Here is a 23,623-nt window from a genome sequence, read left to right as displayed (position 1 = left end):
AACTCAGGGAGCTCCCGGTGCGGCCTACTGTGGCCACTTCGTCGGCTAAGCGCCCCTAAGTCCTAGTCCATGTGGAAATATCTACGAATCTCTGTTAAACACAGGGTTCGCATATAGATCATTCTTTACAATCCTCCATACCAGCAGTCAGAGTGCCCTGGAGGGAACGTGTCGGAGTTCGACGGCGTCATCGTGGGCGGGGGCCACAACGGCCTCACGTGTGCCGCCTACCTCGCGAAGGCGGGGCTGTCGGTCGCGGTCGTCGAGCGCAACGACGTCGTCGGCGGTGGTTGCAGCACCCAGGAGCTCACCCTCCCGGGGTTCCGGCACAACACCCACAGCAGCTACCACTTCCTGGAGGAGGGCCCGGTCCCCGCCGACCTGGAACTCCAGCGGTACGGCCTGAGCTACGTCTATCCCGAGACCCAGCACGCCACGGTCTTCCGGGACGGCCGGGCGATCACCGTCTACACCGACCCCAAACGCACCGCCGACTCCTTCGCCCGGTTCTCCAAGGCCGACGCCGAGCGCTGGCTGGAGCTGTACGAGCGCTACGCCGAGGCGGCCAGAGACCTGATGAACGGGTTTCTGTACTCCAGTCCGTTACCACCCCCCGTGCTCGCCGAGCGGCTCAAGGGCGACCTGGGCCGCGACCTGCTGAGCTACCTGCCGCTCTCGCTGTACGAGGCCGTCGACAGGAACTTCGAGAGCGAGCAGGTCAGGGTCCTGTTCAAGTCCTTCCTGCACGCCATCTCCATCGAGGACGTGCCGGGCACCGGCGGATTCTTCCCCCGGCTGCTGTCGCGCATCGCCCGGCTCGGTGTGCCCGTGGGCGGTGCGGGGAACGTCGCGAGCGCGCTGCGCGCGGTCATCGAGGAGCACGGCGGCACCGTGGTGACCGGCGCCCATGTCGAGCGGATCCTCGTCGGTGACGGGCGGGCCACCGGGGTGGAGCTGGCAGGCGGCGACGTTCTCGCCGCCCGCCGGTTCGTGGCCAGCGCGGTGGACGCCCCGCAGACCGTCCGGCTGGCGGGCCCGGAGAACTTCGGCCCGGAGATCGCGGCCAAGGTCGAGGACTACCGGTGGGCCGGACACAGCCTCGTCACCCTCCACCTGGCACTCGACGAGGCGCCGCGCTACCGGGCCGCCGAGTTCGAGCCCGACGTGGACCGGGCCTTCCTCGTCGTGCTCGGCGCCGACGACAGCGAGCAGCTCGGCCGCACCTTCGACCAGATCCATCGGGGGCAGCTACCCGACCGGCTGGCCGGCAACGGCGCGTGCCCCTCGCTGTTCGACCCCTCGTACGCGCCGGACGGTAAACACGTGGCCTTCTGGTGGCCATGGGCCCCGTACGACCTCGGTGGCGACGCGGCGAACTGGGACCGTCGGCGCGAGGAGGTCGGTGAGCGGCTGCTCGCCGAGTGGGCCGAGTACGCCCCCAACCTCGCGGGAGGCGCCGTCCTCGGCAGGCGGGTCTTCTCACCGCTCGACATCGAGCGGCACTGCGTCAACATGGTGCGCGGCAGCCACCACGTGGGGGCTTACGAACCGTCCCAGCTGGGCGGAAACCGGCCGGTCCCCGAGATGGGCCGGTACCGCACCCCCATCGACGGCCTCTATCTCTGTGGCGCCAGCAGCCACCCCGGCGGCTCGGTCTCCGCGGCCCCCGGATACAACGGCGCCAACGCCATCGCAGAAGATCTCGAACTGGCAACCTGGTGGACGCCGGTTCCCGCACCCCGGTGGAGCGAGTGAAGTCCCGTTTCGTCACCAAAGGCCCAGCGACGCCAGGGTTCAGGATGGGTAGTCCCGCATCCATGCACGAGCAGCTGTCCCTGCTCAACGCGGCCAGCAAACGCATCGGCAGCACACTGGACATGTTCGAGACCGGCAGAGAACTCATGGACGTCGCCGTGCCGCGCTTCGCGGACGCGGCCGGCATCCTGGTACAGGACCGGTTGGTGACCGAGGGGGAGTTCCCCCAGCAGACCACCGACGGTTCGGCGCTGGTACGGCGGATCGCGGTCGGCGTGGCCGATCCCGCCCCGGGCGTGTACGCCACCGCGTTCCCGGTGGACGAGGTCGCCGTCTACGAGTCGTGGACCCCCTACGCCCGGTGCATGGCCACCGGTAACCCGATCCTCTACCCCCGCCTGGGGCGCCGGACCGCCGAGGAGATCGGACGCTTCTGGAAGCGCGACTCGGTGTCGAAGGTGCTGGAGGACAGCTCGTTCCTGGTGGTGCCGCTGAAGGCGCGCGGCCGGGTGCTCGGCTTCGTCATCTTCACCCGCCGTCCCACCAGCCAGCCCTTCGACGAGCAGGACGTCAACCTGGCCGAGGAACTGGCGGCCAGGACCGGGGTGTGCCTCGACAACTCCAGGCTCTACAACCGGGAGCGCCGTACCGCGCTGACCCTGCAGAGCAGCCTGCTGCCCGTCGACCTCTCCCAGCCGCTGGGCCTGACGATCGCCTCCCGCTACCTGCCCGCCAGCGATCTGGTCGGGGTGGGCGGCGACTGGTACGACGTGATCCCGCTGCCCGGCTGCCGGGTCGCCCTCGTCGTCGGCGACGTGATGGGGCACGGCATCAGGGCCGCCGCCACCATGGGCCAGCTCCGCACGGCCGCCCGCACGCTGGCCAGCCTGGACCTGAGCCCGGCCGACGTGCTGTTCCGGCTCAACCTGATGAGCCAGGACCTGGACGCCAGCCAGATCGCCACGTGCGTGTACGCCACCTACGATCCGGTCACGCGGCGGTGCGCGATAGCCTGCGCGGGTCACGTTCCGCCGATTCTGGTGCGGCCGGGCGGCGAGACCGAACTGCTGGAGCTGCCGCCGGGACTGCCCCTGGGCATCGGCAACGAACCCGCCGAGATGCGGGAGTTCACGCTCCCCGACGGCAGCGTGCTCGCCTTCTACACCGACGGCCTGGTGGAGAGCCGCGACCGGGACATCGAGGAGGGCATCAGCGCGCTGCGCGGCCTGCTCTCCGGCCAGGACCAGGACCTGGAGGAGGTCTGCGACCTCACGATCGGCGCCCAGCGGCCGGGGCACGAGCGCGACGACATCGCCCTGCTGCTGGCCAGGGTGTCCGAGCTGACGGACAAGGAGTTCGCCGAGACGTCGCTGCCCGCCGACCGCCGCTCCGCCTCACAGGCCCGCCGCTTCGTCCGGGCCACACTCGGAGGCTGGGGACTCGACTCCCTGTGCGACAACACCGAGCTGATGGTCAGCGAGCTGGTCGCCAACGCTGTCGAACACGGCCAGGGCGAGGTCGAGCTACGTCTGCTGCGCGGGCCCACACTGGTCTGCGAGGTGTCCGACAGCTCCGCGTCCGAGCCGGTGATGCGGGAGGCGTCCACCACCAGCGACACCGGCCGCGGCCTGCACCTCATCAACTGGCTGGCCCACCGCTGGGGCTCCCGTCTCACCCCGAAGGGCAAGATCGTCTGGATCGAGCAGCGGCTGCGCTGATCTCCTCTCCGCCCCGCTTCGGGTGGGTCGCCGCTTCGCCGTGCGGGGCCGGGATCACTCCCGGTCCTGCTCGGGTCCCATGGCCGTTGGGTCAGGCCGGCGACGTCACCGGCCTGTTCCCGCGCCGGTGACGTGCTCGGCGGGGGAACAGGCCGGTCGGTGTGCGGCGTGTCCTCGCGGCCGCGCGGCTCAGCGAACCTCGTAGATCGCGGTGGTACCGCTGATCTCGTTGCCCACCACCAGGAGCGCGTGCCGGGTCGGGCTGTCGGAGGCGGGGATGAACAGCACACCCTCGGGTCCCACGTCCCCGGCGGTGCCGTCCGCGACCGAGCCGGCGAGGTCGCGGGTGTTGACGTATCCGGCCAGGCTCGGCGCCCGGGGGTCGTCGATGTCGTAGGCGACGACCCCGCCGACCCGCTCCAGCCCGGCGAAGGCGTAGGTGCGGCCGCGCACCTCGCCGACCGTGACCCCCTCGGGTTCGGGGCCCTTGTTGTCGCTGCGGCTGTCGAAGGAGTCGTTCGCCTCGTTGTCGGCGTTGAACGCCTCGGGCAGTTCCTTGGCGACGAGCCGCTCCAGCTCGTCGCCGGAGTCCCAGACGAGCTCTCCGGAGGCGGACCTGATCGAGATCGAACGGGCGCCGAACGCGTGCAGCTCGGTGTAGGCGCCGTTCGCGTCCCTGGGCGAGTCGACGGCCACGTTCAGCCGGCCGAGCTCGCCGTCCTTCTTGAGGTTCTCCGCGTCGGGCATCGCGAGGTTCAGCGACTTCACCCTGACCTCGTCGGCGTGGCAGCCCCAGTCACGCCCGTCGCCCTCGTTCGCGGTGACCAGGTAGGTGCGTCCGCGGTCGCGGAAGTGCGCGATCCCGTCGGGCTGGTAGAGGCCCCTCACCGGCCTGGGCCTGATGTCGATCCTCCCGTCCCTGTCCGAGGCGTCGAAACCGCTCTTCGACCAGTCCTTCAGGCCCAGCGGGACGACGTCGCGGACCTCCACCCGCTTCAGGTCGACGATCGCGAGCGCGTTGTTCTCCTGGAGGGTGACGTAGGCGGTGTCACCGTCGACGGTGACGTACTCGGGTTCCAGGTCCTGGGCGGCGGTGGCCCCGGGACCGGTGATCCGCACCCCATCGCCCCGCAGCCGCTCGGCGTCGAACCTCTGGAACCCCGCGGTCCGCACCGTCCAGCGCTTCAGATCGACGACGCTCACCGAGCCCTCGGGGTCGACCTTCTCCCCTTCGCAGTAGGAGGACGGCTCGCCCTCGTTGGCCACGACCACCCGGTGCCCGTCGGGGGTGAAGGTCACCATGTCGGGCAGCGCGCCGACGGTCACCTGCCTGAGCCTCTTCCCGCTCCGGGCGTCGAAGAAGGCGACGGTGCCCGGGTCGGTCTTGACCGCGGCCTGCTGGGCGACGGCGACCAGACCGTCGCGTACCGCGACGCTGTTGGCCCCGGGGGTGGCCAGGGTGGCGACCTTGCGAGGCTTGCGCGGGTCGCGGATGTCGAGCACGTCAACGGTGCCGGCCTGCGCGTTCACGACGAACACCCGGCGGGTCTTGGCGTCGTACGCGGTGATCTCCGAGGCACCGGCGGCGACGGTGCCGGTGGCGTGGCGGCCGAGGAAGGTCAGTTCGACGCCTCGGGGGCCGGATTCGGCGGCGGCCGGGGTCCCGGCCGCGGGCAGCAGGATCAGGCCGGTGGCCGCGGCGACGGCCGCTCGGGTGAAGGTCGTGGTGCGCATAGAAGAGATCCTCACGCCATGTCGTGACTCTTCCCTGACGCCGAGATGACCGGGAGATGAAGCGGTCCGGTCGGATGCGCCGCCGGACGTGCCGGTCATGTCCGTTGACGCGATGACTACTGGCGGGCCAGGGGTTACGGTCAAGATGAGGGCCGGGAGAGAACCCGGGAGGGTATCGGGAGGGCATGATGACCATCGACGTACCCGAGGCTTACCGTCGCGCGCTGGACGACTTCGGCGCTCTCGTCCACCGCATCGGCCCCGACCAGTGGGAGAATCCGACACCGTGCGTCGACTGGGACGTGCGCTCCCTCGTCAACCACGTGGTCGGCGAGAACCTGTGGGCTCCCGAGCTGCTGGCCGGACGGACCCACGCGGAGATCGGCGACGTCTTCGAGGGCGACCTGCTCGGCGACGACCCCATCAAGGCGTTCGACACCTCGGCCGTGCCCGCCGTCCAGGCGGCGATCGATCACCGGGTCCTCGACCGCGTCGTCCACCTGCCCTTCGGCGACGTGCCCGGCCGGGAGTACATCACCGAACTGTTCGCCGACGCCCTCATCCACACCTGGGACCTGGCCCGCGCCATCGGTGCCGACGAGCGGCTCGACCCGGAGTTGGTCACCGCCTGCGCCACCTGGTTCGCCGACGCGGGCTTCGGTTACCGGCAGGCCGCCGTCGGGGAGCATCAGGCCGGAGAGCACCGGAAGGTGCCCTCCGAGACCGACGCGCAGGCCCGGCTGCTGGCCTCCTGGGGCCGCCGCGCGTGACCGCCCGTCTCCGTGTGCTCGGCCTCTGTGGTCGGTACGGCTAGCGAGCGGTCGGCCGTTTGCCGTGGTTGGCCTTGTTCTTCTTACGGGCCTTGCCCTTACGTGATCTTCTGGCCATGCCGACCACCCCTTCCCTGAGGTCCTTCCAGGTCCCGCGAGCGCAGGCCTCCGTGGTTCCGGACCCGTACGGGACTCGATGTCACCGGTTCAGACCTTCACGTTCCTCCTGCGACGCCCGGCGCGCAAGGCCCGAACCGCGATCCACCCCGCTCCGGTGAGTGCGTTGCCCCAACCTTGACGATCAGCGCCTCCCGCGGGTGCGTCCGCATCGAACCCGAGGACCCTTCTTTCCGGCCAGGTCCTAGGCTCGCCCTCATGCGCGAGAAGCTGATGGCCCGCTGGCGGTCCCTGGCCGGTCCCGAGGCCGAACCCCTGGGCCGTGAACTGATCACCCGGTACGACGAGCCGCACCGCAGGTATCACACCGTCACCCACCTGGAGGCCGTGCTCACCCACATCGACACCCTGGCCTCTCATGCCGAGCACCCGGACCTGGTACGGCTGGCGGCCTGGTTCCACGACGCCGTCTACGACCCACGGCGCGGCGACAACGAGGAGCGGAGCGCCATCCTGGCCGAGCGCGCGCTGCCGGAGACGGGGCTCTCCCCCGAGGCGGTGGCCACGGTCGCCCGGCTGGTCAGGCTGACCGTCACGCACGCCCCCGCACCGGGCGACGCGGACGGGGCCGTGCTGTCCGACGCGGACCTGGCGATCCTGGGCGCGGTGCCGGAGGTCTACACCGCCTACGCGGCCGCCGTGCGCGAGGAGTACGCCTTCGTGCCCGACGACGCTTTCAGGTCCGGCAGGGCCGCGGTGCTGCGCTCGCTGCTCGACCTTCCGGCGATCTTCCACATCGCCGATCTGGAGGAGGCGGCACGGGCGAACATCATGGCGGAGCTTGAGCGGCTGTGAGCGGGCGACCACCACAATTCAACAGTATTTCCCGATACTCGCCGTGGTATTTTGGTGGAATCTGGTGAATTAAAGGGAGTGAGTCAATGCTCGCCCAGCAGCGGCAGCAGGCGATCCTGGAGAGGGTGCGGAGCAGGGGCGGGGTCAGGGTCGCCGATCTCGTCCGGGAGCTCGGCGTGTCCGACATGACGATCCGGCGCGACCTTGAGGTGCTCTCCGAGCGCGGGCTGGTGGAGAAGGTCCACGGTGGCGCCACCGCCGCCGGGTCCGGCTCGACCGAGGAACCGGGCTTCGCCGCCAAGTCGGCGCGCCAGCAGGCGGAGAAGGAGACGATCGCCCGGCGGGCCGCCCGGCTCGTCCGGCCCGCCACCGCCATCGCACTCTCCGCGGGAACCACGACCTGGACGCTCGCCCACCATGTGACCGACGTGCCCGAGCTGACCGTGATCACCAACTCGATCCGGATCGCCGACGTCTTCCACCGCTCCCCCAGGGCCGACCGCACGGTCGTGCTCACCGGCGGGGTCCGCACCCCCTCCGACGCGCTGGTCGGCCCGGTCGCGGTCACGGCGATCCGGGGGCTCCACGTCGACACCCTCTTCCTCGGCGTGCACGGGATGAGCGCCAGAGCCGGGTTCACCACACCCAACCTGCTGGAGGCCGAGACCAACCGCGAACTGGTCGCCTCCGCGCACCGCCTGGTGGTGCTCGCCGACCACACCAAGTGGGGCACGGTCGGCATCAGCACGATCGCCGAGCTGGCCCAGGCCCACGTCGTGGTCACCGACTCCGGCCTGACGGGGGAGGCCCGCGAGGAGCTCGCCGCCTCGGTGGGAGAGCTGATCATCACAGAACCGCAGCAGGAGAGCGAGAGCGTCGGCCGATGAAGCGTACGATCACCCACCTGGCCGACGGCCGGGAGCTGTTCTACTTCGACCACCGCGACGACGCCGACCGCGGGGCGGTCGACAGGCGCGACCTGCCGCCCCGCCCCACCGCCTCCGAGCTGCGCTACGACCCGCTGACCGAGGAGTGGATCGCGGTGGCCGGACACCGCCAGGGCCGCACCTTCCTGCCTCCGGCCAGCGAGTGCCCGCTCTGCCCCTCCACCTCCGGCAACCTCACCGAGATCCCCTCCGCCGCCTACGACGTGGCGGTCTTCGAGAACAGGTTCCCCTCGTTCTCCACCCGTCTGGGGGACTATCAGCAGGTCGGCGGGTTGAGTGAGGTCCGCCCCGGGATCGGCCGCTGTGAGGTGGTCTGCTTCACCGCCGAGCACGACTCCTCGTTCGCGATGCTCCCCCCCGAGCAGGTGGAGCTGGTCATGGAGGCCTGGATCGACCGTACGGCGGAGTTGTCGGCGATGCCGGGCGTGGAGCAGGTGTTCTGTTTCGAGAACCGGGGAGCCGAGATCGGCATCACCCTGCTCCACCCGCACGGCCAGATCTACGCGTACCCCTACGTGACCCCGCGCACCAGGCTGACCCTCGGGGCGGCCGGGCGCCACCGGGAGCGGACCGGCGGCAACCTGTTCGCCGACGTGCTCGCCGCGGAGCGGGAGGCCGGGACCCGGGTGGTGGCCTCGAACGAGCACTGGACGGCGTTCGTCCCGGCCGCGGCCCGCTGGCCGGTGGAGGTTCACCTCTACCCCCACCGGCAGGTCCCCGATCTGGTCGGGCTGGAGCCCGCGGAGCGCGCGGCGTTCGGACCGCTCTACACCGACGTGCTCCGCCGCCTCGACGGACTGTTCGGCGTGCCGATGCCCTACATCGCGGCCTGGCACCAGGCGCCGGTCAACACCGGTCGCGACCTGTCGTACGCGCACATGGAGCTGTTCAGCATCCGCCGCGCGCCGAACAAGCTGAAATATCTCGCCGGCTCCGAGTCGGCCATGGGCGCCTTCGTGAACGACGTGCTACCCGAGGAGGCAGCACACCTTCTGCGCTCTGTTGTCACGAACTGATCACCAATTGGTCTCGTCTTGAAGTCGCGTGACCCTGTGTTTACCACTACTATCCTTCCCACATCGGCTGCAACAGCCGATATGCCTAATCCCAGGCGCATCGCCCGGGAGCCGGGGAACCACCGCACCTGGGGTGAAACCACTTCGGTGGAAGGGCGTTCTCCAGCCCGAACCCGTCAGCTAACCCGGTAGGCGGAAGGAGAGGAGAGTTCGTGGCGGCCCCGTCCCCCACGTTCCGTCGGCATGCGGCTCTGGCCCTTTGTTTGAGCCTGATCGCCACGTTCACCCTCGGCGCCCCCACCGCGGGAAGCGCGGAGCCCAAGCCGACCGAGGCCAAGCTCCGCGCCGAGCTGGCCAAACTCGGCAAGAAGGTCGACTCGCTGATCGAAGCCTACGCGGCCAAGCGCGAGTCCCTCAAGAAGGCGCAGAAGGCCGAGGCCGTCGCCAAGCAGAACCTGGCCAGGGCCGAGGACCTCTACGCCAGGGCGGAAAAACAGGTCGACTCCATAGTCCAGCTCCGTTACCAGAGCAGCACCGGCGGCCTGCCCGCGCTGCTGTTCGCCGACGACATGGGGGGAGCCGCGGTGATGGAGCAGCTCACCGCCCAGCAGAGCGCCCACCTGCAGGGTTTCGCCGAGAGCCTCGAACGCAGGAAGAGGGCGACCGAGACGGCCGCCAAGCTCACCGACGACATCGGTAAGGAGGCCAGAGAGATGCAGACCCAACGCGACGAGGTCGAAGACGTGATCAAGGACATCAAGAACAAGCTCGACCAGCTCGCCCCCGTCGGCTCCGGCCGCCGCGCCGATGGCAGCTGGGCCCCGCAACTCCCCACCGGCGCCGACAACATCACCGATCGGACCCGGATCATGCGTGAGGCCGTCAAGAGACGCTTCGACCTCCCGTACTCGGTCGGTTGCTACCGGTCCGCGAACGACGGCGGCGAGCACCCCCTCGGCCGCGCCTGCGACTTCATGATGAGCACCGGCGGCACGATGCCCTCGGCCGCCAATCTCCGGCTCGGCGACGAGATCGCCGCCTGGGCCATCAAGAACAAGGCCAAGCTCGGGGTGAAGTACGTGATCTGGCGCCAGCGCATCAACCACGGCTCCGGCTGGAGAACCATGTCCAACCGCGGCGGCATCACCGCCAACCACTACGACCACCCGCACATCTCGATGTACTAGCGCCGTCCCCGCGGGGACCGCTGAGGCGTTGCGGCCACAGGTACGTCAGCGGGTCGGTGTCCGGGGGCGATTCCACCAGAGGGAGAGGGACAGGGCCGCGGTGATGAGGGCGGCGCCGCCGGCGGCGAAGGCGGGGGCCGTGTCGACCTGTTGCCGGATGACGGTGAAGCTGCCGGGGAGGGCGTCGAGGGCGCTCTGGAGCTGGTCGGCGTTCTCAGCGCGGTGGTAGGAGCCGCCGGTGCTCTGGGCTATCCGCTTGAGTGCGGGCTCGTCGATGACACGGGGGTTGCGGCCCCTGTCGAATCCGCCGCGACCGCCGAAGCCGCCGCCCCAGCCGCCGAATCCGCGGCCGTCGAACTGTGAGTTGTCACAGACCATCGGGGCCGGGTTCGTGGTGCCGAAGCCGATGGTGAAGACACGGACGCGGCGCAGAGCCGCCTCCTGGGCGGCGAGCTGCGGGTCGACGCCCTGGGTGTTGGCGCCGTCGGTGAGCACGACGATCGCGGCACCGGCGTAGCCTGACCCGCCGCCGGGGTTCGCCCCGGTGGAGGCGACCGACGGGTCGACCTCCGCGATCGCGTCGATCGAGGTGAGCACGGCCTGCCCGATCGCGGTGCCCCGGGACACGGTGAGGCCGTCCAGCGCCTCGATCAGCGAGTCGGTGTCGTCGGTGGGCGGGACGAGCAGACCCGCGGTGCCCGCGAAGGTGACCAGGCCGATGCGCGGCCCGCCCCGCTGCGACTCGATGAACTCGGCGGCGGCTTTCCTCGCGGCGGTGATGCGGTTGGGGTCGACGTCCGTGGAGCACATGGAGCCGGAGGTGTCGAAGGCGAGCAGGATCGTCGCCGACGTCTGTGGCACCGGGACCGACGCCTGTGGTCGCGCGGCCCCGACCGCGAGCAGCGCGAGTCCGGCTACGAACAGTGCCGCGGGGATCTTCCGCGTCCAGCGCGTACGGCCGGGCAGGGCGCTGCGTACAAGCGCGATCGAGGTGACGCGCACAGCGGCCCGCCGGCGGCGGCGCCGCGCCCACTCGCGGATCGCGAAGATCAGCGGGATGACCAGGATGGACAGCAGTGCCCACGGCCACGAGAACGACATTCAGATCACCCGTCCGGACCGGAGCACGGTGAGCGCCGCGCCCGCGGTGAGCAGCGCGAGGGCGAGCCCGATCAGCCCGCCGGCGAGGGGCAGCGGCTCGTCGGAGACGGTGAGCCGCAGGTCGATCGTGTCGGCGATCCCGTCGAGCCGCGCGGTGTCGGAGGCGGGGTGGTAGGCGCCGCCGGTGGTCTGCGCGATCAAGGTGAGGGTGTCCTCCTCGAGCGAGGTCCGCAGGTGGTAACCGTCGACCCGCACCGTCGCCCCGGCGGTGGTGCCGACCCCGACGGTGTGGATGTGGACGCCCGCCCGCTGGGCCACGGTGGCGGCGCGCTCGACGTCCGCGCCCTGGTTCTGGCCGTCGGAGAACATCACGATCGTCGCCGACGGCCAGTAGCCGATGTCGGGGGCGGCGCCGTCGCGGCCGACGGCCACCTGCCTGCCGGTGATCGCCGACAGCGAGGCCGTGATGGCCGTCCCCAGCGAGGTGCCGCCAGTGATCTTCAGCCGGTCGATGGCCTTGAGCGCGACGGAGTGGTCGGCGTCGGGCCGCGCGGTGGTGAGCGCGCCCCGTTCGAACGCGACGACTCCGATGTCGACGCTGTCGGGCTGGGCCGCCACGAACGCGCGGGCCGCCCGCTGCGCGGCCGCCAGCCGAGTGGGCACGACGTCGTCCGCCCCCATGCTGTTGGAGACGTCGATGGCGAGGATGACGGTGCCCGCGGTCCGCGGGACCGGCACCATGGCCGCCGGTCCGGCGGTGGCGATCGCGAGTACCCCGACGCCGGCGATCGTCAGGCCGACTCCGAGGTACGTCCGGCGGCTGCCCGGCACAGCGACCCCGGCCGCGGTGAGGGCGGCCGTCCGGCGGCGCGCCGAGACGACGGCGGCCCAGGCGAGCACCGCCGTGACGAGCAGTCCGACGGCCAGCAGCAGCGGGGAGGACAGGGTCATGAGGCCGGCCTCACATGTCCGTCGATGACCTCGGCAGGCTCGGTCATGGCGACCGGTCCCCGGTTCGCGCGACGACCTCGACGAGCGCCTCGGCCAGATCGCGGTCGGTGTCGATGCGGTGGACGGGCACCCCGGCCCGGCGCATGCCCGCCTCGAGCCGGGCGTCGCGGGCGTCGACGGCGGCGCGGAAGCGGACCCGCAACAGCGGGTCGGCGGAGTCGACGACGAGCTGCTCGCCGGTCTCGGCGTCCTCGACCACGATCAACCCGGCTTCGGGCAGCACGTCGTCGGCCGTGTCCGCGATCCGCAGGGCGACCACCTCGTGCCGCCGGGCCAGGCGCTGGAGCGAGCGCTCCCAGTCGCCGTCGCCGATGAAGTCCGACAGCACCACGACGAGTGCGCGGCGGCGCGCGAGCCGTCCGGCCGCATCGAGCATCTCCGCCAGGTCGGTGGTGGCGCCGCCGCGCGCCGTGGAGGTGCGTTCCAGCTCGGCGCCGATCCGCAGCGCGTGCCGCCGGGAGGTGCCGGGCGGCACGACGCGCAGCATCCCGGTGTCGAACAGCAGGGCGCCGACGCGGTTGCCGCCCCGGCCGAACAGCCGGGTGAGGACGAGCGCGAGCTCGGCGAGTACGTCGCGCTTGCCGCGCCCCGGTCGGCCGGCCGCCATCGACGCCGACCGGTCGAGGACAAGCCACACCGTCAGCTCGCGGTCCTCGGTGAACACTCGCAGGTGCGGCTCGTCCAGCCGTGCGGTCACGTTCCAGTCGATGTGCCGGGCGTCGTCACCGTCGCCGTAGGGGCGCAACCCGGTGAAGTCGATCCCGGAGCCGCGGTGCGCGGTGCGGTGCGCGCCCTGGAGCCGGCCGTCGAGTCTGCGGACGACCTTCCACTCCAGGCGCAGCAGGAGCCTCTCGGGTGCGGCGGCCATGGCGGCTCAGCGGTTCTGCAGGACGACGTCGGGCGCCCGGACGGCCCCGAGCACCCTGGTGATGATCGTGTCGGCGTCGACGTCGTCCGCGAGGGCCTCGTAGGACAGCACGAGGCGGTGGCGCAGCACGTCGAGCGCGAGCTCGGACAGGTCGCGCGGCAGGACGTAGGTGCGGCCGCGCAGGAACGCCAGCGCCCGGGCGCCCGTGACGAGCGCGATGGACGCCCGCGGGCTCGCCCCGTAGGTGACATACCGTTCCAGCTCGCCGAGCCCGGCCGTCGCGGGGGAACGCGTCACGGAGACCAGCCGTACCGCGTAGTCGACGATCGCCGGATCGACGTACACCTGCTGAGCGCGGGCCCGCATCGCGATCAGGTCCTCGGCCGTCACCATCGGCCGCGGCGGCTCGGGCGGACGCAGCGCTCGTTCGACGATCGCCTGCTCTTCGGGTTGCGTCGGATAGTCGACGACCACCTTCATCATGAAACGGTCGACCTGCGCTTCGGGCAGCGGGTAGGTGCCCTCCGACTCGATCGGGTTCTCCGTCGCCATGACCAGGAAGGGCTCGGGCACCCGGAACGTCTCACGGCCGATCGTCACCTGATGCTCCTGCATCACTTCCAGCAGGGCGCTCTGCACCTTGGCGGGGGCGCGGTTGATCTCGTCGGCCAGCAGCAGGTTCGCGAACACCGGGCCGAGCTCGGTTTTGAACTCCCCGGAGTGCTGGTGGTAGACCCGCGTCCCCACGAGGTCGGCCGGCACCAGGTCGGGGGTGAACTGGACGCGCTGGAAACTCCCGGTGATCGCGGCGGCCAGCGACCTCACCGCGAGCGTCTTGGCCAGGCCCGGCACGCCCTCGACGAGCAGGTGGCCGTCGGCGACCAACGCGACGGCCATGCGCTCCAGCAGGACGTCCTGACCGACGATCGTGCGTTTGACCTCGAACAGCACATGTTCGAGCGGATGGGCCGACTTGGAGGGCTTGGTCGAGGTCATATGGTGTTCCTTCTCGTGACGCTTCGGTCAGATCTCGGGCCCGCCGCCCGGCGGGCCGTCGCCTTCGCCACCGCCCAGGGCCGCGCCGATCGGCACCGCGAACGCGATGCCGGCGAACGCCTCGTCTCCTCCCGGGTCGGCGATCGAGACGACGATCCCGATGACCAGGCCGCGGGCGTCCAGGAGGGGACCGCCGGAGCTGCCCGGGTTCACGGAGGCGTCGAACTGGATGAGCCCGTTCAGGCCGCCGTCTTTGGCGGTCCGGTTCAGGCCCGACACGACGCCGGTGGAGACGCTGTAGGTCAGGCCCAGCGGATTGCCGATCGCCACGACGGGCACGCCCACGGTCGCGGTGCCGCCGAGCGTCGCCGGGATGACGATCTCCGGCAGTTTCGCGGGTTTGAGGGTCGCGACGTCGAGCTTGGGATTCGACGACGCGACAACGGCCTTCGTCCTGGTGCCGTCGGCGAACGTCACGGTGACGTTCTCTGCGCCTTTGTTCGAAGTGCCTTTGACGACGTGGTGGGCCGTCAGAATCGTCCCGTCCTCGGCCGCGATCACCCCGGTTCCAAGCGACTTCCCGGCCTGGATGACCACCACCGACGGCCCGACCCTCTTGAAGACGTCGGGCACCGTGAGCATCGCACTGGGCGTCGGCGTCGCGCTCGGCCTGGGCGCGGCCTCCTCACCGTTCCCACCGCTGCTTCCCAGCCAGTACGCGAGCAGTGCCACGACGACAAGGGCGCCGCCCGCGACGGCGAACCGCCGAGCCCTCCCGGCCACGGCTCCCTGAGCATCGGCCGCATCGGCCTGCTGCGGCACACGCTCCATTGCCACATACTCATAAATTTCAGTTGAAAGTGCTACAAACTCCGCCTGAGAACTCCCTGAGAATCGGCCCCGGCGACCCCACGCGCGCAGCACGGAGACGAGGATGGCGGCGCCGACCGCCCTGCCCAAGCCGATGGAGCCTGCCGCTCCCCGAGCCATGCGTCCGGCCGGGAGCAAGGAGGCGGCACCGGGAGAACGCGTCCCGCCCCGTCGGCCGGCTCCACCGCGAAGGTCAGCGGGCCCCGGCCGTTCCCCCGTGGCCGGGGGAGCCCTCGGGTGGGGCGGGGGCGGTGGAGCCGCGTACCACCAGTTCGGTGGCGAGTTCGACGTGGTGGGAGTCGACTCGTTCGCCTGCCGCCAGGCGCAGGGCCGTGCGTACGGCGACGCCGCCCATCTCTCGCAGCGGCTGGCGTACGGTGGTCAGCGGGGGCGAGGCCATGCAGGCGACCTGGGTGTCGTCGAAGCCGACGATGCTGAGGTCCTCGGGCACGCGCAACCCTCGCGCCCTGGCCGCCTCCAGCACGCCGAGCGCGATGTCGTCGCAGCCGGTGAAGACGGCCGTGGGGACCTCAGGCAGGTCGAACAGGGCCGCGCCGCCCGTCACACCGTCCCGGTAGCGGAAGTGCCCCGCCCGTACGTAACCCGGGGGAACCGAGGCGCCTGCGGCCTCCATGGCGGCGCGGTAGCCGTGTAGCCGGGCCTGGTTGCAGGCGGCGGTGGCCGGGCCGCCGAGGTAGGCGATGCGCCGATGTCCGAGCGTGAGCAGGTGCTGCGTCGCGGCCAGGCCCCCGGCGAAGTTCGTCGAGCCGACACTGGTGACCCCCCTGGTCTGCGGCAGGTTCAGCGGGTCGATCACGACCAGTGGCAGCCGCACCCGGGACAGGGCGGCGAGCTGCCCGGCGGTCAGCTCGCTGGTGATGGCGATCAGGGCCCGCCGTCCGGCCGTGACCAGGCCGCGTGCCCAGGCTCCGGCGCGGTCGGCGTTCGTCCGGATGCTCACCACGATCGCCGCGTCGGCCTCGGCCCCAGCCTGCACGGCGCCCTGGACGATCTCGGTCGAGTACGCGTTGAGGTCGGCGTCCAACTCCACTTCGATCGTGGCCGGCACGGCCGCGTCGCCCCGGCGGCGCTGCGGCGGCGCGACATAGTGGTGCTGCTCCAGCAACGACTCCACCAGGGAACGGGTCACCGGGGAGACGTCACCTCGGCCGTTGAGCACCTTCGACACGGTCGCGACCGACACGCCCGCCGAGGCCGCGACCATGGCCAGCGTGGCCCGTCTAGGACTGGCCGGCATCTGTTCCTCCCTGGTGTGTGGCGGAAGAGCCCGGTAGCGGTTCCACATCCACCCGGGTGACCAACCGGCGGCCTGGGCCGACGTGGCGCAGCGGGCCGGTCAGTCGTATGCGGCCCCGGCAGGGCAGATCGGACGCCGACGTGCCCACGAGCACCTCAAGATCCCCCGGTTCGACGACGCGCCGCAGGTCGCGCCCGGTGAACGCGGTCCGGTCGGCGGGTACGGTGAAGGTCGCCAGGGCGCTCGCGCCGGGCTCCAGCCGGACCCGGGTGAACCCGGTGAGCTGCCGCACCGGCCGGGTGACCTGGGCGACCACATCGTACAGGAAGAGCTGGACGACCTCCTCTCCCGTCCGGCCCCCGGTGTTGCGCACCCGCACCGACACGGTGAACTCGCCGTCGGTGGGCACCTCGGCGTCGCTGATCCTCAAGGAGTCGACCTCGAAGGTGGTGTACGAGGTGCCGTACCCGAACGGGAACAGCGGGGTCGGGTCGAGATTGCTGATGCCGTGGCTGTTGGAGCCCAGCGGCGGTTGCAGGTAGGTGCCCGGCTGCCCGCCCGGGCCGCGCGGGATCTGCACCGGCAGCTTTCCGCTGGGCTGCACCCTGCCGGACAGGACCCCGGCGATGGCCGCCCCGCCCTCCTCGCCGGGCATGAACGCCTGGACGAGCGCGGCGGCGGTCCCGGACACACCGCCCAGCGCGTACGGGCGGCCCGAGACGACGACCACCACGACCGGCGTGCCGGTGGTGGCCAGCTCGGCCAGCAGGTCCTCCTGCACGCCGGGCAGCCGCAGGTCGTCGGCGTCGCAGCCTTCGCCCGAGGTACCCAGCCCGAACATCCCCGCCAGGTCGCCGACGACGGCCACGCACACGTCGGACTCACGGGCCGCCCGGAGTGCGGCGGCGAAGCCGGAGCGGTCGTCGCCCCGCACGTCGCAACCCGGCTCGTGGATCAGTTCGGCGTCGGGCAGCTCGGCCCGCAGCGCGTCGAGCAGACTGGGCGCGGCCACGCCGAGCCCGAGCCCCGGATGCCGGGGCAGCACGTGGTTGGGGAAGGCGTAGCAGCCCATGAACGTGTGCGGGTCGTCGGCGCAGGGGCCGACCACGGCCACCCGGCGCGGCTCCGGACGCCCCTCGCCGAGCAACGGCAGCGCGGTGCCCGCGTCGAGCAGCACGATCGACCGCTCGGCCAGTTCCCGGGCCAGCGCCCGGTTGGCCGGCGAGTCCAGGTCCACGGCCCGTGCCCCGGCCACCGACTTCTCCGGCGTCCAGTCCGGGTCCAGCAGTCCGAGCTGCACCTTCTGCGTGAGCAGGCGCCGGGCTGCCCGGTCGACCAGGGACTCCAGCAGCTCACCCCGCCGCACCCGTTCGACGAGATGCGGGCCGAAGCCGAGCGTGTCGGGCAGCTCGACGTCGATGCCCGCGGTCAGCGCCTGCACCCCGGCCTCGCCCGCGTCCGCGGCGACCTGGTGCATCGTCGCGAGGAACGGGATCGCCCAGTAGTCCGACACCACCGTCCCGGTGAACCCCCACTCGTCGCGCAGCAGGTCGGTCAGCAGCCACGAGTCGGCCGCGGCGGGAACGCCGTCCACGTCGGAGTAGGAGTTCATGACCGAACGCGCGCCGCCCTCGACGAGGGCGGTCTCGAACGGCGGCAGGATCATGTCCATCAGCTCGCGCCGGCCCATCGGCACCGGGCCGTGGTTGCGGGCCGCCCGGGAGGCGGAGTAACCGGCGAAGTGCTTGAGCGTGGCGATGATCCCGGCGTTCTCCAGGCCGCGCACGTAGGCCGCGCCGAGCATCGAGACGAGGTACGGATCCTCGCCCATGGTCTCCTCGACCCGGCCCCAGCGGTAGTCGCGCACCACGTCCAGCACCGGTGACAGGCCCTGGTGGACGCCCACGGCGCGCATGTCCCGCCCGATGGCGGTGGCCATCCGCTCCACCAGGTCCGGGTCGAACGTCGCGCCCCAGGCGATGGCCGCCGGGTAGACGGTCGCACCGTAGGTGGTGAAACCGGTCAGGCACTCCTCGTGGACCAGCGCCGGGATGCCGAGCCGGGAGTGTTTCACCACCTCGGACTGCAGCCGCACCACCTCGGCGGCGCCCTCCGCCGCGGTCACCGGAGCACTGCCGAACACTCGCGTCAGGTGGCCGAGCCCGTGGCGGATCGTCTCCTCGAAGGGCACGCCTCCCGAGGCGGCGAAGACGTCCTGCATCGGGGCGACGTTCGCCGTGCCCTCGGACTTCTTCTCGGGCTCCCCGCCCTGGTCGGCCCGCATGGCGTTGCCAGGCCACCGGCTGCCGAGCTGGCCGACCTTCTCCTCCAGGGTCATCTCCTCAAGGAGGGCGTCGACCCGCTCGGCCACGGGGAGTGCCGGGTCCTGCCACGGACGGAGGATCCGGCCCGCCGCGGAAACCCCATCTAGCGCCGTCATCTGCTCTCCCCTCAAGAAAAAATCCGTTCCCGCGGTTCTCCGAAATATTTCGGCACCTTGCGGCAGCTCTACTCGACATCCTGCCGCACACCGGATGACCGGAAAAGCCCTAGATAAGGGTACTTTACACATCTTGAACACTTAGCCCGGTTCGACGCGAGGCCCCCCTTGACAGGCAAGTAGCGGAAATCTAAATTGACGTGCCACGCGGCTTATTTCGGAAATGTTTCGACATACCGGACTCAAGAGGAGCGGACGCCTGGCAGCGGAGGTGCTGATCCACGGCGGACGACCACCGCCACTGATGTTTCACCTGGAGCCGCACCCAGCCTTGGCATTCGACATACGGAGATCAGCGTGAAACCAACGACACCGTCTCGCCGTACCTTCCTCAGTCTCTCCATCGGCGTTCCCCTGGGGGCCGCGCTGGCGGCCTGCGGCACTTCCGGCCCCACCCCGGCGGGTGGAACCGGGGCCGGCGGCAGCGGCGGGAACGCCGCGAACAAGGCCAGCTACTGGTTCCTGTCGGTCCAGCCGCAGGAGGGCGTGCGCACCCGGGCCGTGGAGCGGTTCAACCAGGCCAACCCCAACGGGCAGATCACCTTCACGACCATGCAGAACGACGCCTACAAAACGAAGATCAAGACGGCGATCGGGGCGGGCCAGGCGCCCACCATCATCTGGGGCTGGGGCGGCGGGACCCTGCGCACGTACGTGCAGGCCGGCCAGGTGGAGGACCTCACCTCGTGGTTCGAGCAGAACCCCGCCGTGAAGGACCGGCTGTTCGCCTCCTCCTTCGGTGCGGCCACGATCGACGGCAAGATCTACGCGATGCCGGCCGAGACCATGCAGCCCATCATCCTGTACTACAACAAGAAGGTCTTCGACCAGGTCGGTGTGAAACCGCCGGAGTCGTGGGGCGACATCATGGCCCTGGTCCCCAAGTTCAACGCCGCCGGCATCGCCCCGTTCTCCCTCGGAGGCCAGTCCCGCTGGACGAACATGATGTGGCTGGAGTTCCTCTTCGACCGCATCGGCGGCCCCGAGGTGTTCCAGGCCGTGTTCGACGGCAAGAAGGACGCCTGGTCCCACCCCGCCGCCCTCGACGCCCTGACCAAGCTGCAGGACCTCGTCAAGGCGGACGGGTTCATCAAGGGCTTCTCCTCGATCACCGCCGACTCCAACGCCGACCAGGCCCTGCTGTACACCGGCAAGGCCGCGATGATGCTGCACGGCGGCTGGACGTACGGCAGCATGTCGGCCGACGGCGGTGACTTCGTCTCCGGCGGCCACCTCGGCTACATGAACTTCCCGCCGGTCGAGGGCGGCAAGGGCGACCCCGGTAACACCGTCGGCAACCCCGGCCAGTACCTGTCGATCTCCTCCAAGGCGACCCCCGAGCAGAAGGAGATCGCCAAGAAGTTCTTCGCCACCGCCGTGCTCAACGACGAGGACGTCAAGGAGTGGGCGGGCACGGGCGCGGTGCCGATCGTCAATGGCGCCGACAGCGCGTTCGCCGGCGCCAAGGACGAGGATTTCCTGAAGTTCGTCTACGGCATCGCCAGCAACGCCAAGTCGTTCGCCCAGTCCTGGGACCAGGCTCTCAGCCCCACCGCGGCCGAGGTGCTGCTGGACAACATCGCCAAGCTGTTCCAGCTGTCGATCACGCCGGAGCAGTTCGCGTCCAACATGAACGCGGTCATCGGCAGTTGAACGCGTTGGCCGCCCCCGCTCGGAGAAGGACGTCGCCGGCCGCCACGCGAAGGAGCCGCGGCGGCGTCCTTCCGTGGCTGGCCGTTCCGGCCCTGCTGTTCTTCGTCGCCTTCGGGGTGATTCCGCTGGTCGGGGTCCTGTTCCTCAGCTTCACGTCCTGGGACGGGCTCGGCGAGATCCAGATGTCCGGGTTCACAAGCTGGCGAGCCGTGCTCGCCGACCCCGGTCTCCTGCACGCGCTGTGGGTGACGTTGCTGGTGATGGCCGTCTCCTGGGCGGTCCAGACCCCGGCCAGCATCCTGCTCGGGGTGTTCCTGGCCGGGCGGCAACGCTACCGCGCGCTGCTGGCCGTGCTGTACTTCATCCCGCTGCTGCTGAGCTCGGCCGCCATCGCGATCGCCTACAAGGCGCTGCTCGACCCGAACTTCGGGCTCGGTGCCGGGCTGAACATCGAGCTGCTCGTACAGGACTGGCTCGGCGAGCCCGTCCTCGCCTTCGGTGTCGTGATCTTCGTGGTGTCGTGGCAGTTCATCCCCTTCCACTCGCTGATCTACCAGGGCGGCGTGCGGCAGATCCCGCGCTCCATGTACGAGGCCGCCGAGATAGACGGCGCGGGCCGCGTCCGCAAGTTCTTCAGCATCACGCTGCCGCAGCTCAAGTACACGATCATCACGTCCTCCACCCTCATGGTCGTCGGGTCCCTGACCTTCTTCGACCTGATCTTCGTACTGACCGCGGGCGGGCCTGGTGACGCCACCCGGGTGCTCGCCCTGGACATGTACAAGCGCGGGTTCCAGGCCAACCTCATGGGACCGGCCAGCGCCATCGCCGTCATCCTCGTCCTGGTGGGCCTCGCCCTGGCGTTGCTCCTGCGCCGGCTCGGCGGCCGCGACGCAGGAGCCAGCCAAATGGAAGGGGCCTGACCATGGGCATGACCCAGACGACGAGGCCCGAGCGGGTCGCGGCGGCCGGAACGAAGACGCACCGGCACCGGCGCCGGGCGGGCGGCGAGCAGCGGTCGCGGGCGCTCGGCGAGCGTCCCAACTGGCTGGGCGGGGTCGCGGGCTGGCTGTGGCTGGCGATCGTGATCGTGCCGATCTACTGGATCCTCATCACCAGCTTCAAGGCACAGAGCAGCTACTACGCCACCAACCCGCTGGCGCCGCCCACCGAGCCGTCCCTCGCCAACTACCGGCTGGTCGTCGAGTCCGACTTCCCGCTGTACTTCCTCAACAGCCTCATCGTGACCGTCGGCGCGGTCGTCCCGGCGGTCACGGTCGCGTTCATGGCGGCGTACGCGATCGTCCGCGGCGGCACCCGCCGCTTCCTGCGCGGAGTGAACTCGCTCTTTCTCATGGGGCTGGCCATCCCGCTGCAGGCGACCGTCATCCCGATCTACCTGATCATCATCCGGCTGCGCCTCTACGACTCGCTGGCGGCGCTGATCCTGCCGTCCATCGCCTTCGCGATCCCGCTCTCGGTGCTGGTCCTGGCCAACTTCATCCGTGACGTGCCCAAAGAGCTGTTCGAGTCGATGCGGCTGGACGGCGCGGGCGAGATGAGGACACTCTGGCGCCTGGCCTTACCGCTCACCCTGCCGGCCGTGGTGACGGTGACGATCTACAACGCACTGACGATCTGGAACGGATTCCTGCTGCCGCTGATCCTCACCCAGAGCCCCGACAAGCGCACGCTGCCGCTCGCGCTGTGGACCTTCCAGGGACAGTACAGCGTGAACGTGCCCGCCGTACTCGCCTCCGTCGTGCTGACCACACTCCCCCTTCTGATCCTGTACGTGGTCGGCCGCCGTCAGCTGCTCAGCGGCCTGACGGCCGGTTTCAGCAAGTGACCGACGCCGCGGGCCGCCGCTCCCGCCTGGCCGCCGGGCTCACGGAGGTCCGCTCCGTCCCCGGCACGGGTCGGCCGACCCGTGCCGGGGACGGAGCGGGTTCGGGCGCCCCCTTCCCTTCCTTCGCCCGACGTCCCGTCCCGAGCCACAGGCCGGTCGCCGTGGCGGGCCGGATCTCGACGCGTCGACGTGCCGGGCAGGGCACGGATCACCGTTTGGCGTTGAAGATGATCTCCACCCGCCGGTTCTTCGCCTGGTTCTCCCGCACCGGCCGCCCCTGGACGGCGTTGGCCACTTTGGGCCGTCTCTCGCCGAAGCCCATGGCCTGGAAGGTCACCTGTGACAGCTGCCGCGCGAGGACCTGCCGCACGGCCTGCGCCCGGCGCAGGGACAGCGCGTCGTTGTAGACCTCGGTCCCCTGGTCGTCGGTGTGCCCCTCGATCCTGACCGTCCCGCCCGCGGAGTCGGTCCGGATCCGCTCGGCGACCCCCCGCAGTCGCTGTCGCGCCCGCGGCGTCAGCACGGCCCTGTCAAGTGCGAACAGCACGTCGCTGGTGAGCGCCACGGTGACCTGATCACCCTGCTTGGACTCGCTCTCGGCGCCGTCGAGCGATTCCACTTCGGCGATGACGTCCTCGACGGGGGTGACGATGTCCTCCACCCCGGCCACGGTGTCCTCCGGATCCGCCCACGCGGCCGCGGCCGGGCCCGTCGCCAGGGTGAGCGCGAGCGCGAGGACCGCGAGACGCTCAGGAGATCGGGACATCGGTGAAAACGCCCAGCACCTTGAGGTCCACATTGATCTTCGTGACGTCCGGCGGCGGGGCGGCGAACGTGGCGTGCAGCGGCAGCACCTCGCCCGGCTCGGTGAACACGTCGTAGTCGGAGCACAGGCACTTGGTCTTGGGGTACTTGCCCGTGCGCGCGACGGTGTAGCGCTTGCCGTTGACCGGGTCGACCAGGCTGATCCCCGCCACGGTCAGGCCGAGGTTGTCCGGGGTGTCCCCCATGTCGCTGTTCATCTGCCAGCGCTCGTCGCCCTTGTTGGTGACCGTCCAGGTCAGCGTGGAGAGCCGGCCCTGCCGCTTGAGGCCGGTGATCTGCACGGTCAGGTCGGCGCCACCGGCCTTGACCTCCCTGCCGGCGATCACCTCGCCCTGCTCGGCGGGCGCGACCTTCTGCTCGGCGGCCCCGGCTGCTTCGGAAGGCTCGGCGGACCCGGCGGATCCGACGGGCTCGGTGGAGCCGGTGGCCTGCTTCTCCTCGCCGCCACCGCCCTGCTGCCCGGGAAGCGTTCCGCAACCGGCCAGCACGATCGCCAGCACGGACGCGGCCACCGCCGGCGTGATTCCTCTTCTCAACGCGTTCCACCTCTAGCCGTCATGGATCGGATCGAACCCGACCTTAGGCAGGCCACC

Annotated in this window: 20 protein-coding genes and 1 riboswitch; of the genes, 10 read left to right on the top strand and 10 right to left on the bottom strand. The window is 70.6% G+C overall.

Annotation, left to right across the window (positions count from 1 at the left end):
* The first annotated feature begins 168 nt into the window (after positions 1-168).
* Positions 169-1,755, top strand: coding sequence for an NAD(P)/FAD-dependent oxidoreductase (locus AB0K21_RS33240; RefSeq protein WP_343983293.1), 1,587 nt, complete (start codon positions 169-171; stop codon positions 1,753-1,755).
* A gap of 62 nt (positions 1,756-1,817) precedes the next feature.
* A complete protein-coding gene (locus AB0K21_RS33235; RefSeq protein WP_343983296.1) occupies positions 1,818-3,473 on the top strand; it encodes a SpoIIE family protein phosphatase in 1,656 nt (551 codons plus the stop codon).
* Positions 3,474-3,662: 189 nt separating this feature from the next.
* Here the strand turns inward: AB0K21_RS33235 and AB0K21_RS33230 are convergent, their stop codons facing one another.
* Positions 3,663-5,207, bottom strand: a complete 1,545-nt coding sequence (locus tag AB0K21_RS33230) for a choice-of-anchor I family protein (RefSeq protein WP_364155596.1) — start codon at positions 5,205-5,207, stop codon at positions 3,663-3,665.
* Positions 5,208-5,395: 188 nt separating this feature from the next.
* On the opposite strand from AB0K21_RS33230, the gene AB0K21_RS33225 reads away from it, so the two are divergent.
* The 5 genes from AB0K21_RS33225 to AB0K21_RS33205 all read left to right on the top strand — a co-directional run bounded on the left by AB0K21_RS33225 (position 5,396) and on the right by AB0K21_RS33205 (position 10,099).
* Positions 5,396-5,977, top strand: coding sequence for a TIGR03086 family metal-binding protein (locus AB0K21_RS33225; RefSeq protein ID WP_343983302.1), 582 nt, complete (start codon positions 5,396-5,398; stop codon positions 5,975-5,977).
* Between the two features lie 375 nt (positions 5,978-6,352).
* Positions 6,353-6,949 carry a metal-dependent phosphohydrolase gene (locus AB0K21_RS33220; RefSeq protein ID WP_364155594.1) on the top strand — a complete coding sequence of 199 codons (597 nt, stop codon included), beginning with the start codon at positions 6,353-6,355 and terminating at the stop codon, positions 6,947-6,949.
* 86 nt (positions 6,950-7,035) lie between these two features.
* Positions 7,036-7,836 (top strand): DeoR/GlpR family DNA-binding transcription regulator, encoded by an 801-nt coding sequence (locus tag AB0K21_RS33215; protein WP_343983308.1) that lies wholly within the window; start codon positions 7,036-7,038, stop codon positions 7,834-7,836.
* The gene (galT, locus tag AB0K21_RS33210) at positions 7,833-8,912 is read left to right on the top strand and encodes a galactose-1-phosphate uridylyltransferase (RefSeq protein ID WP_343983311.1); all 1,080 of its coding nucleotides are present in this window, start codon (positions 7,833-7,835) and stop codon (positions 8,910-8,912) included. Before AB0K21_RS33215 ends, galT begins: the two co-directional genes overlap by 4 nt.
* 72 nt (positions 8,913-8,984) lie before the next feature.
* Positions 8,985-9,121: riboswitch (cyclic di-AMP (ydaO/yuaA leader) on the top strand.
* Between the two features lie 54 nt (positions 9,122-9,175).
* Positions 9,176-10,099 (top strand): hypothetical protein, encoded by a 924-nt coding sequence (locus AB0K21_RS33205; protein ID WP_343983314.1) that lies wholly within the window; start codon positions 9,176-9,178, stop codon positions 10,097-10,099.
* A 45-nt stretch (positions 10,100-10,144) separates the two neighbouring features.
* On the opposite strand, the gene AB0K21_RS33200 is transcribed toward AB0K21_RS33205, so the two are convergent.
* From AB0K21_RS33200 to AB0K21_RS33170, 7 genes are all read right to left on the bottom strand, one after another.
* Positions 10,145-11,200, bottom strand: coding sequence for a VWA domain-containing protein (locus AB0K21_RS33200; RefSeq protein ID WP_364155591.1), 1,056 nt, complete (start codon positions 11,198-11,200; stop codon positions 10,145-10,147).
* Positions 11,201-12,151 (bottom strand): VWA domain-containing protein, encoded by a 951-nt coding sequence (locus AB0K21_RS33195; protein WP_364155589.1) that lies wholly within the window; start codon positions 12,149-12,151, stop codon positions 11,201-11,203.
* A 43-nt stretch (positions 12,152-12,194) separates the two neighbouring features.
* The gene (locus AB0K21_RS33190) at positions 12,195-13,079 is read right to left on the bottom strand and encodes a DUF58 domain-containing protein (RefSeq protein WP_343983325.1); all 885 of its coding nucleotides are present in this window, start codon (positions 13,077-13,079) and stop codon (positions 12,195-12,197) included.
* 6 nt (positions 13,080-13,085) lie between these two features.
* On the bottom strand, positions 13,086-14,075 hold the full coding sequence (locus AB0K21_RS33185; RefSeq protein ID WP_343983328.1) for a MoxR family ATPase: 990 nt from the start codon (positions 14,073-14,075) through the stop codon (positions 13,086-13,088).
* A 27-nt stretch (positions 14,076-14,102) separates the two neighbouring features.
* Positions 14,103-15,035 carry a trypsin-like peptidase domain-containing protein gene (locus AB0K21_RS33180; RefSeq protein WP_364155586.1) on the bottom strand — a complete coding sequence of 311 codons (933 nt, stop codon included), beginning with the start codon at positions 15,033-15,035 and terminating at the stop codon, positions 14,103-14,105.
* A gap of 103 nt (positions 15,036-15,138) precedes the next feature.
* Complete coding sequence (locus AB0K21_RS33175; protein ID WP_343983335.1) at positions 15,139-16,203, bottom strand: substrate-binding domain-containing protein; 1,065 nt, start codon at positions 16,201-16,203, stop codon at positions 15,139-15,141.
* The gene (locus AB0K21_RS33170) at positions 16,187-18,643 is read right to left on the bottom strand and encodes a glycoside hydrolase family 3 N-terminal domain-containing protein (protein ID WP_364155584.1); all 2,457 of its coding nucleotides are present in this window, start codon (positions 18,641-18,643) and stop codon (positions 16,187-16,189) included. The genes AB0K21_RS33175 and AB0K21_RS33170 overlap by 17 nt, the downstream gene beginning before the upstream one ends.
* 357 nt (positions 18,644-19,000) lie before the next feature.
* Between AB0K21_RS33170 and AB0K21_RS33165 the strand changes: the two genes are divergently transcribed.
* Genes AB0K21_RS33165 through AB0K21_RS33155 form a run of 3 tightly spaced genes read left to right on the top strand, consistent with a single transcriptional unit; the run spans position 19,001 to position 22,205 of the window.
* Entirely contained in the window at positions 19,001-20,356 is a 1,356-nt protein-coding gene (locus AB0K21_RS33165; RefSeq protein ID WP_364155582.1) for an extracellular solute-binding protein, read from the top strand.
* The gene (locus AB0K21_RS33160; RefSeq protein ID WP_343983344.1) at positions 20,353-21,279 is read left to right on the top strand and encodes a sugar ABC transporter permease; all 927 of its coding nucleotides are present in this window, start codon (positions 20,353-20,355) and stop codon (positions 21,277-21,279) included. Before AB0K21_RS33165 ends, AB0K21_RS33160 begins: the two co-directional genes overlap by 4 nt.
* An 8-nt stretch (positions 21,280-21,287) precedes the next feature.
* Positions 21,288-22,205 (top strand): carbohydrate ABC transporter permease, encoded by a 918-nt coding sequence (locus AB0K21_RS33155; RefSeq protein ID WP_364155580.1) that lies wholly within the window; start codon positions 21,288-21,290, stop codon positions 22,203-22,205.
* Positions 22,206-22,413: 208 nt separating this feature from the next.
* Here the strand turns inward: AB0K21_RS33155 and AB0K21_RS33150 are convergent, their stop codons facing one another.
* Both AB0K21_RS33150 and AB0K21_RS33145 read right to left on the bottom strand, forming a co-directional pair.
* Positions 22,414-22,971: an OmpA family protein gene (locus AB0K21_RS33150; protein ID WP_364155578.1), complete on the bottom strand. Its 558-nt coding sequence runs from the start codon at positions 22,969-22,971 to the stop codon at positions 22,414-22,416.
* Complete coding sequence (locus AB0K21_RS33145; protein ID WP_364155576.1) at positions 22,955-23,566, bottom strand: hypothetical protein; 612 nt, start codon at positions 23,564-23,566, stop codon at positions 22,955-22,957. The genes AB0K21_RS33150 and AB0K21_RS33145 overlap by 17 nt, the downstream gene beginning before the upstream one ends.
* Between the last annotated feature and the right edge of the window lie 57 nt (positions 23,567-23,623).

Origin of the sequence: Streptosporangium sp. NPDC049248, assembly GCF_040678965.1 — a bacterium.
In the GTDB taxonomy this organism is placed as follows: domain Bacteria; phylum Actinomycetota; class Actinomycetes; order Streptosporangiales; family Streptosporangiaceae; genus Streptosporangium; species Streptosporangium fukuiense.
Note: the sequence above shows the minus strand (reverse complement) of the source record. Positions and strands in the feature narration are given on the sequence as shown.

Excerpts from the sequence above, each read along its gene's own strand:
- AB0K21_RS33230 (WP_364155596.1), bottom strand. The coding sequence starts at position 5,207 with ATGCGCACCACGACCTTCACCCGAGCGGCCGTCGCCGCGGCCACCGGC.
- AB0K21_RS33200 (WP_364155591.1), bottom strand. The coding sequence starts at position 11,200 with ATGTCGTTCTCGTGGCCGTGGGCACTGCTGTCCATCCTGGTCATCCCG.
- AB0K21_RS33175 (WP_343983335.1), bottom strand. The coding sequence starts at position 16,203 with ATGCCGGCCAGTCCTAGACGGGCCACGCTGGCCATGGTCGCGGCCTCG.
- AB0K21_RS33235 (WP_343983296.1), top strand. The coding sequence starts at position 1,818 with ATGCACGAGCAGCTGTCCCTGCTCAACGCGGCCAGCAAACGCATCGGC.
- AB0K21_RS33190 (WP_343983325.1), bottom strand. The coding sequence starts at position 13,079 with ATGGCCGCCGCACCCGAGAGGCTCCTGCTGCGCCTGGAGTGGAAGGTC.
- AB0K21_RS33170 (WP_364155584.1), bottom strand. The coding sequence starts at position 18,643 with ATGACGGCGCTAGATGGGGTTTCCGCGGCGGGCCGGATCCTCCGTCCG.
- AB0K21_RS33225 (WP_343983302.1), top strand. The coding sequence starts at position 5,396 with ATGACCATCGACGTACCCGAGGCTTACCGTCGCGCGCTGGACGACTTC.
- galT (WP_343983311.1), top strand. The coding sequence starts at position 7,833 with ATGAAGCGTACGATCACCCACCTGGCCGACGGCCGGGAGCTGTTCTAC.
- AB0K21_RS33195 (WP_364155589.1), bottom strand. The coding sequence starts at position 12,151 with ATGACCCTGTCCTCCCCGCTGCTGCTGGCCGTCGGACTGCTCGTCACG.
- AB0K21_RS33185 (WP_343983328.1), bottom strand. The coding sequence starts at position 14,075 with ATGACCTCGACCAAGCCCTCCAAGTCGGCCCATCCGCTCGAACATGTG.
- AB0K21_RS33220 (WP_364155594.1), top strand. The coding sequence starts at position 6,353 with ATGCGCGAGAAGCTGATGGCCCGCTGGCGGTCCCTGGCCGGTCCCGAG.
- AB0K21_RS33150 (WP_364155578.1), bottom strand. The coding sequence starts at position 22,971 with ATGTCCCGATCTCCTGAGCGTCTCGCGGTCCTCGCGCTCGCGCTCACC.
- AB0K21_RS33155 (WP_364155580.1), top strand. The coding sequence starts at position 21,288 with ATGACCCAGACGACGAGGCCCGAGCGGGTCGCGGCGGCCGGAACGAAG.
- AB0K21_RS33215 (WP_343983308.1), top strand. The coding sequence starts at position 7,036 with ATGCTCGCCCAGCAGCGGCAGCAGGCGATCCTGGAGAGGGTGCGGAGC.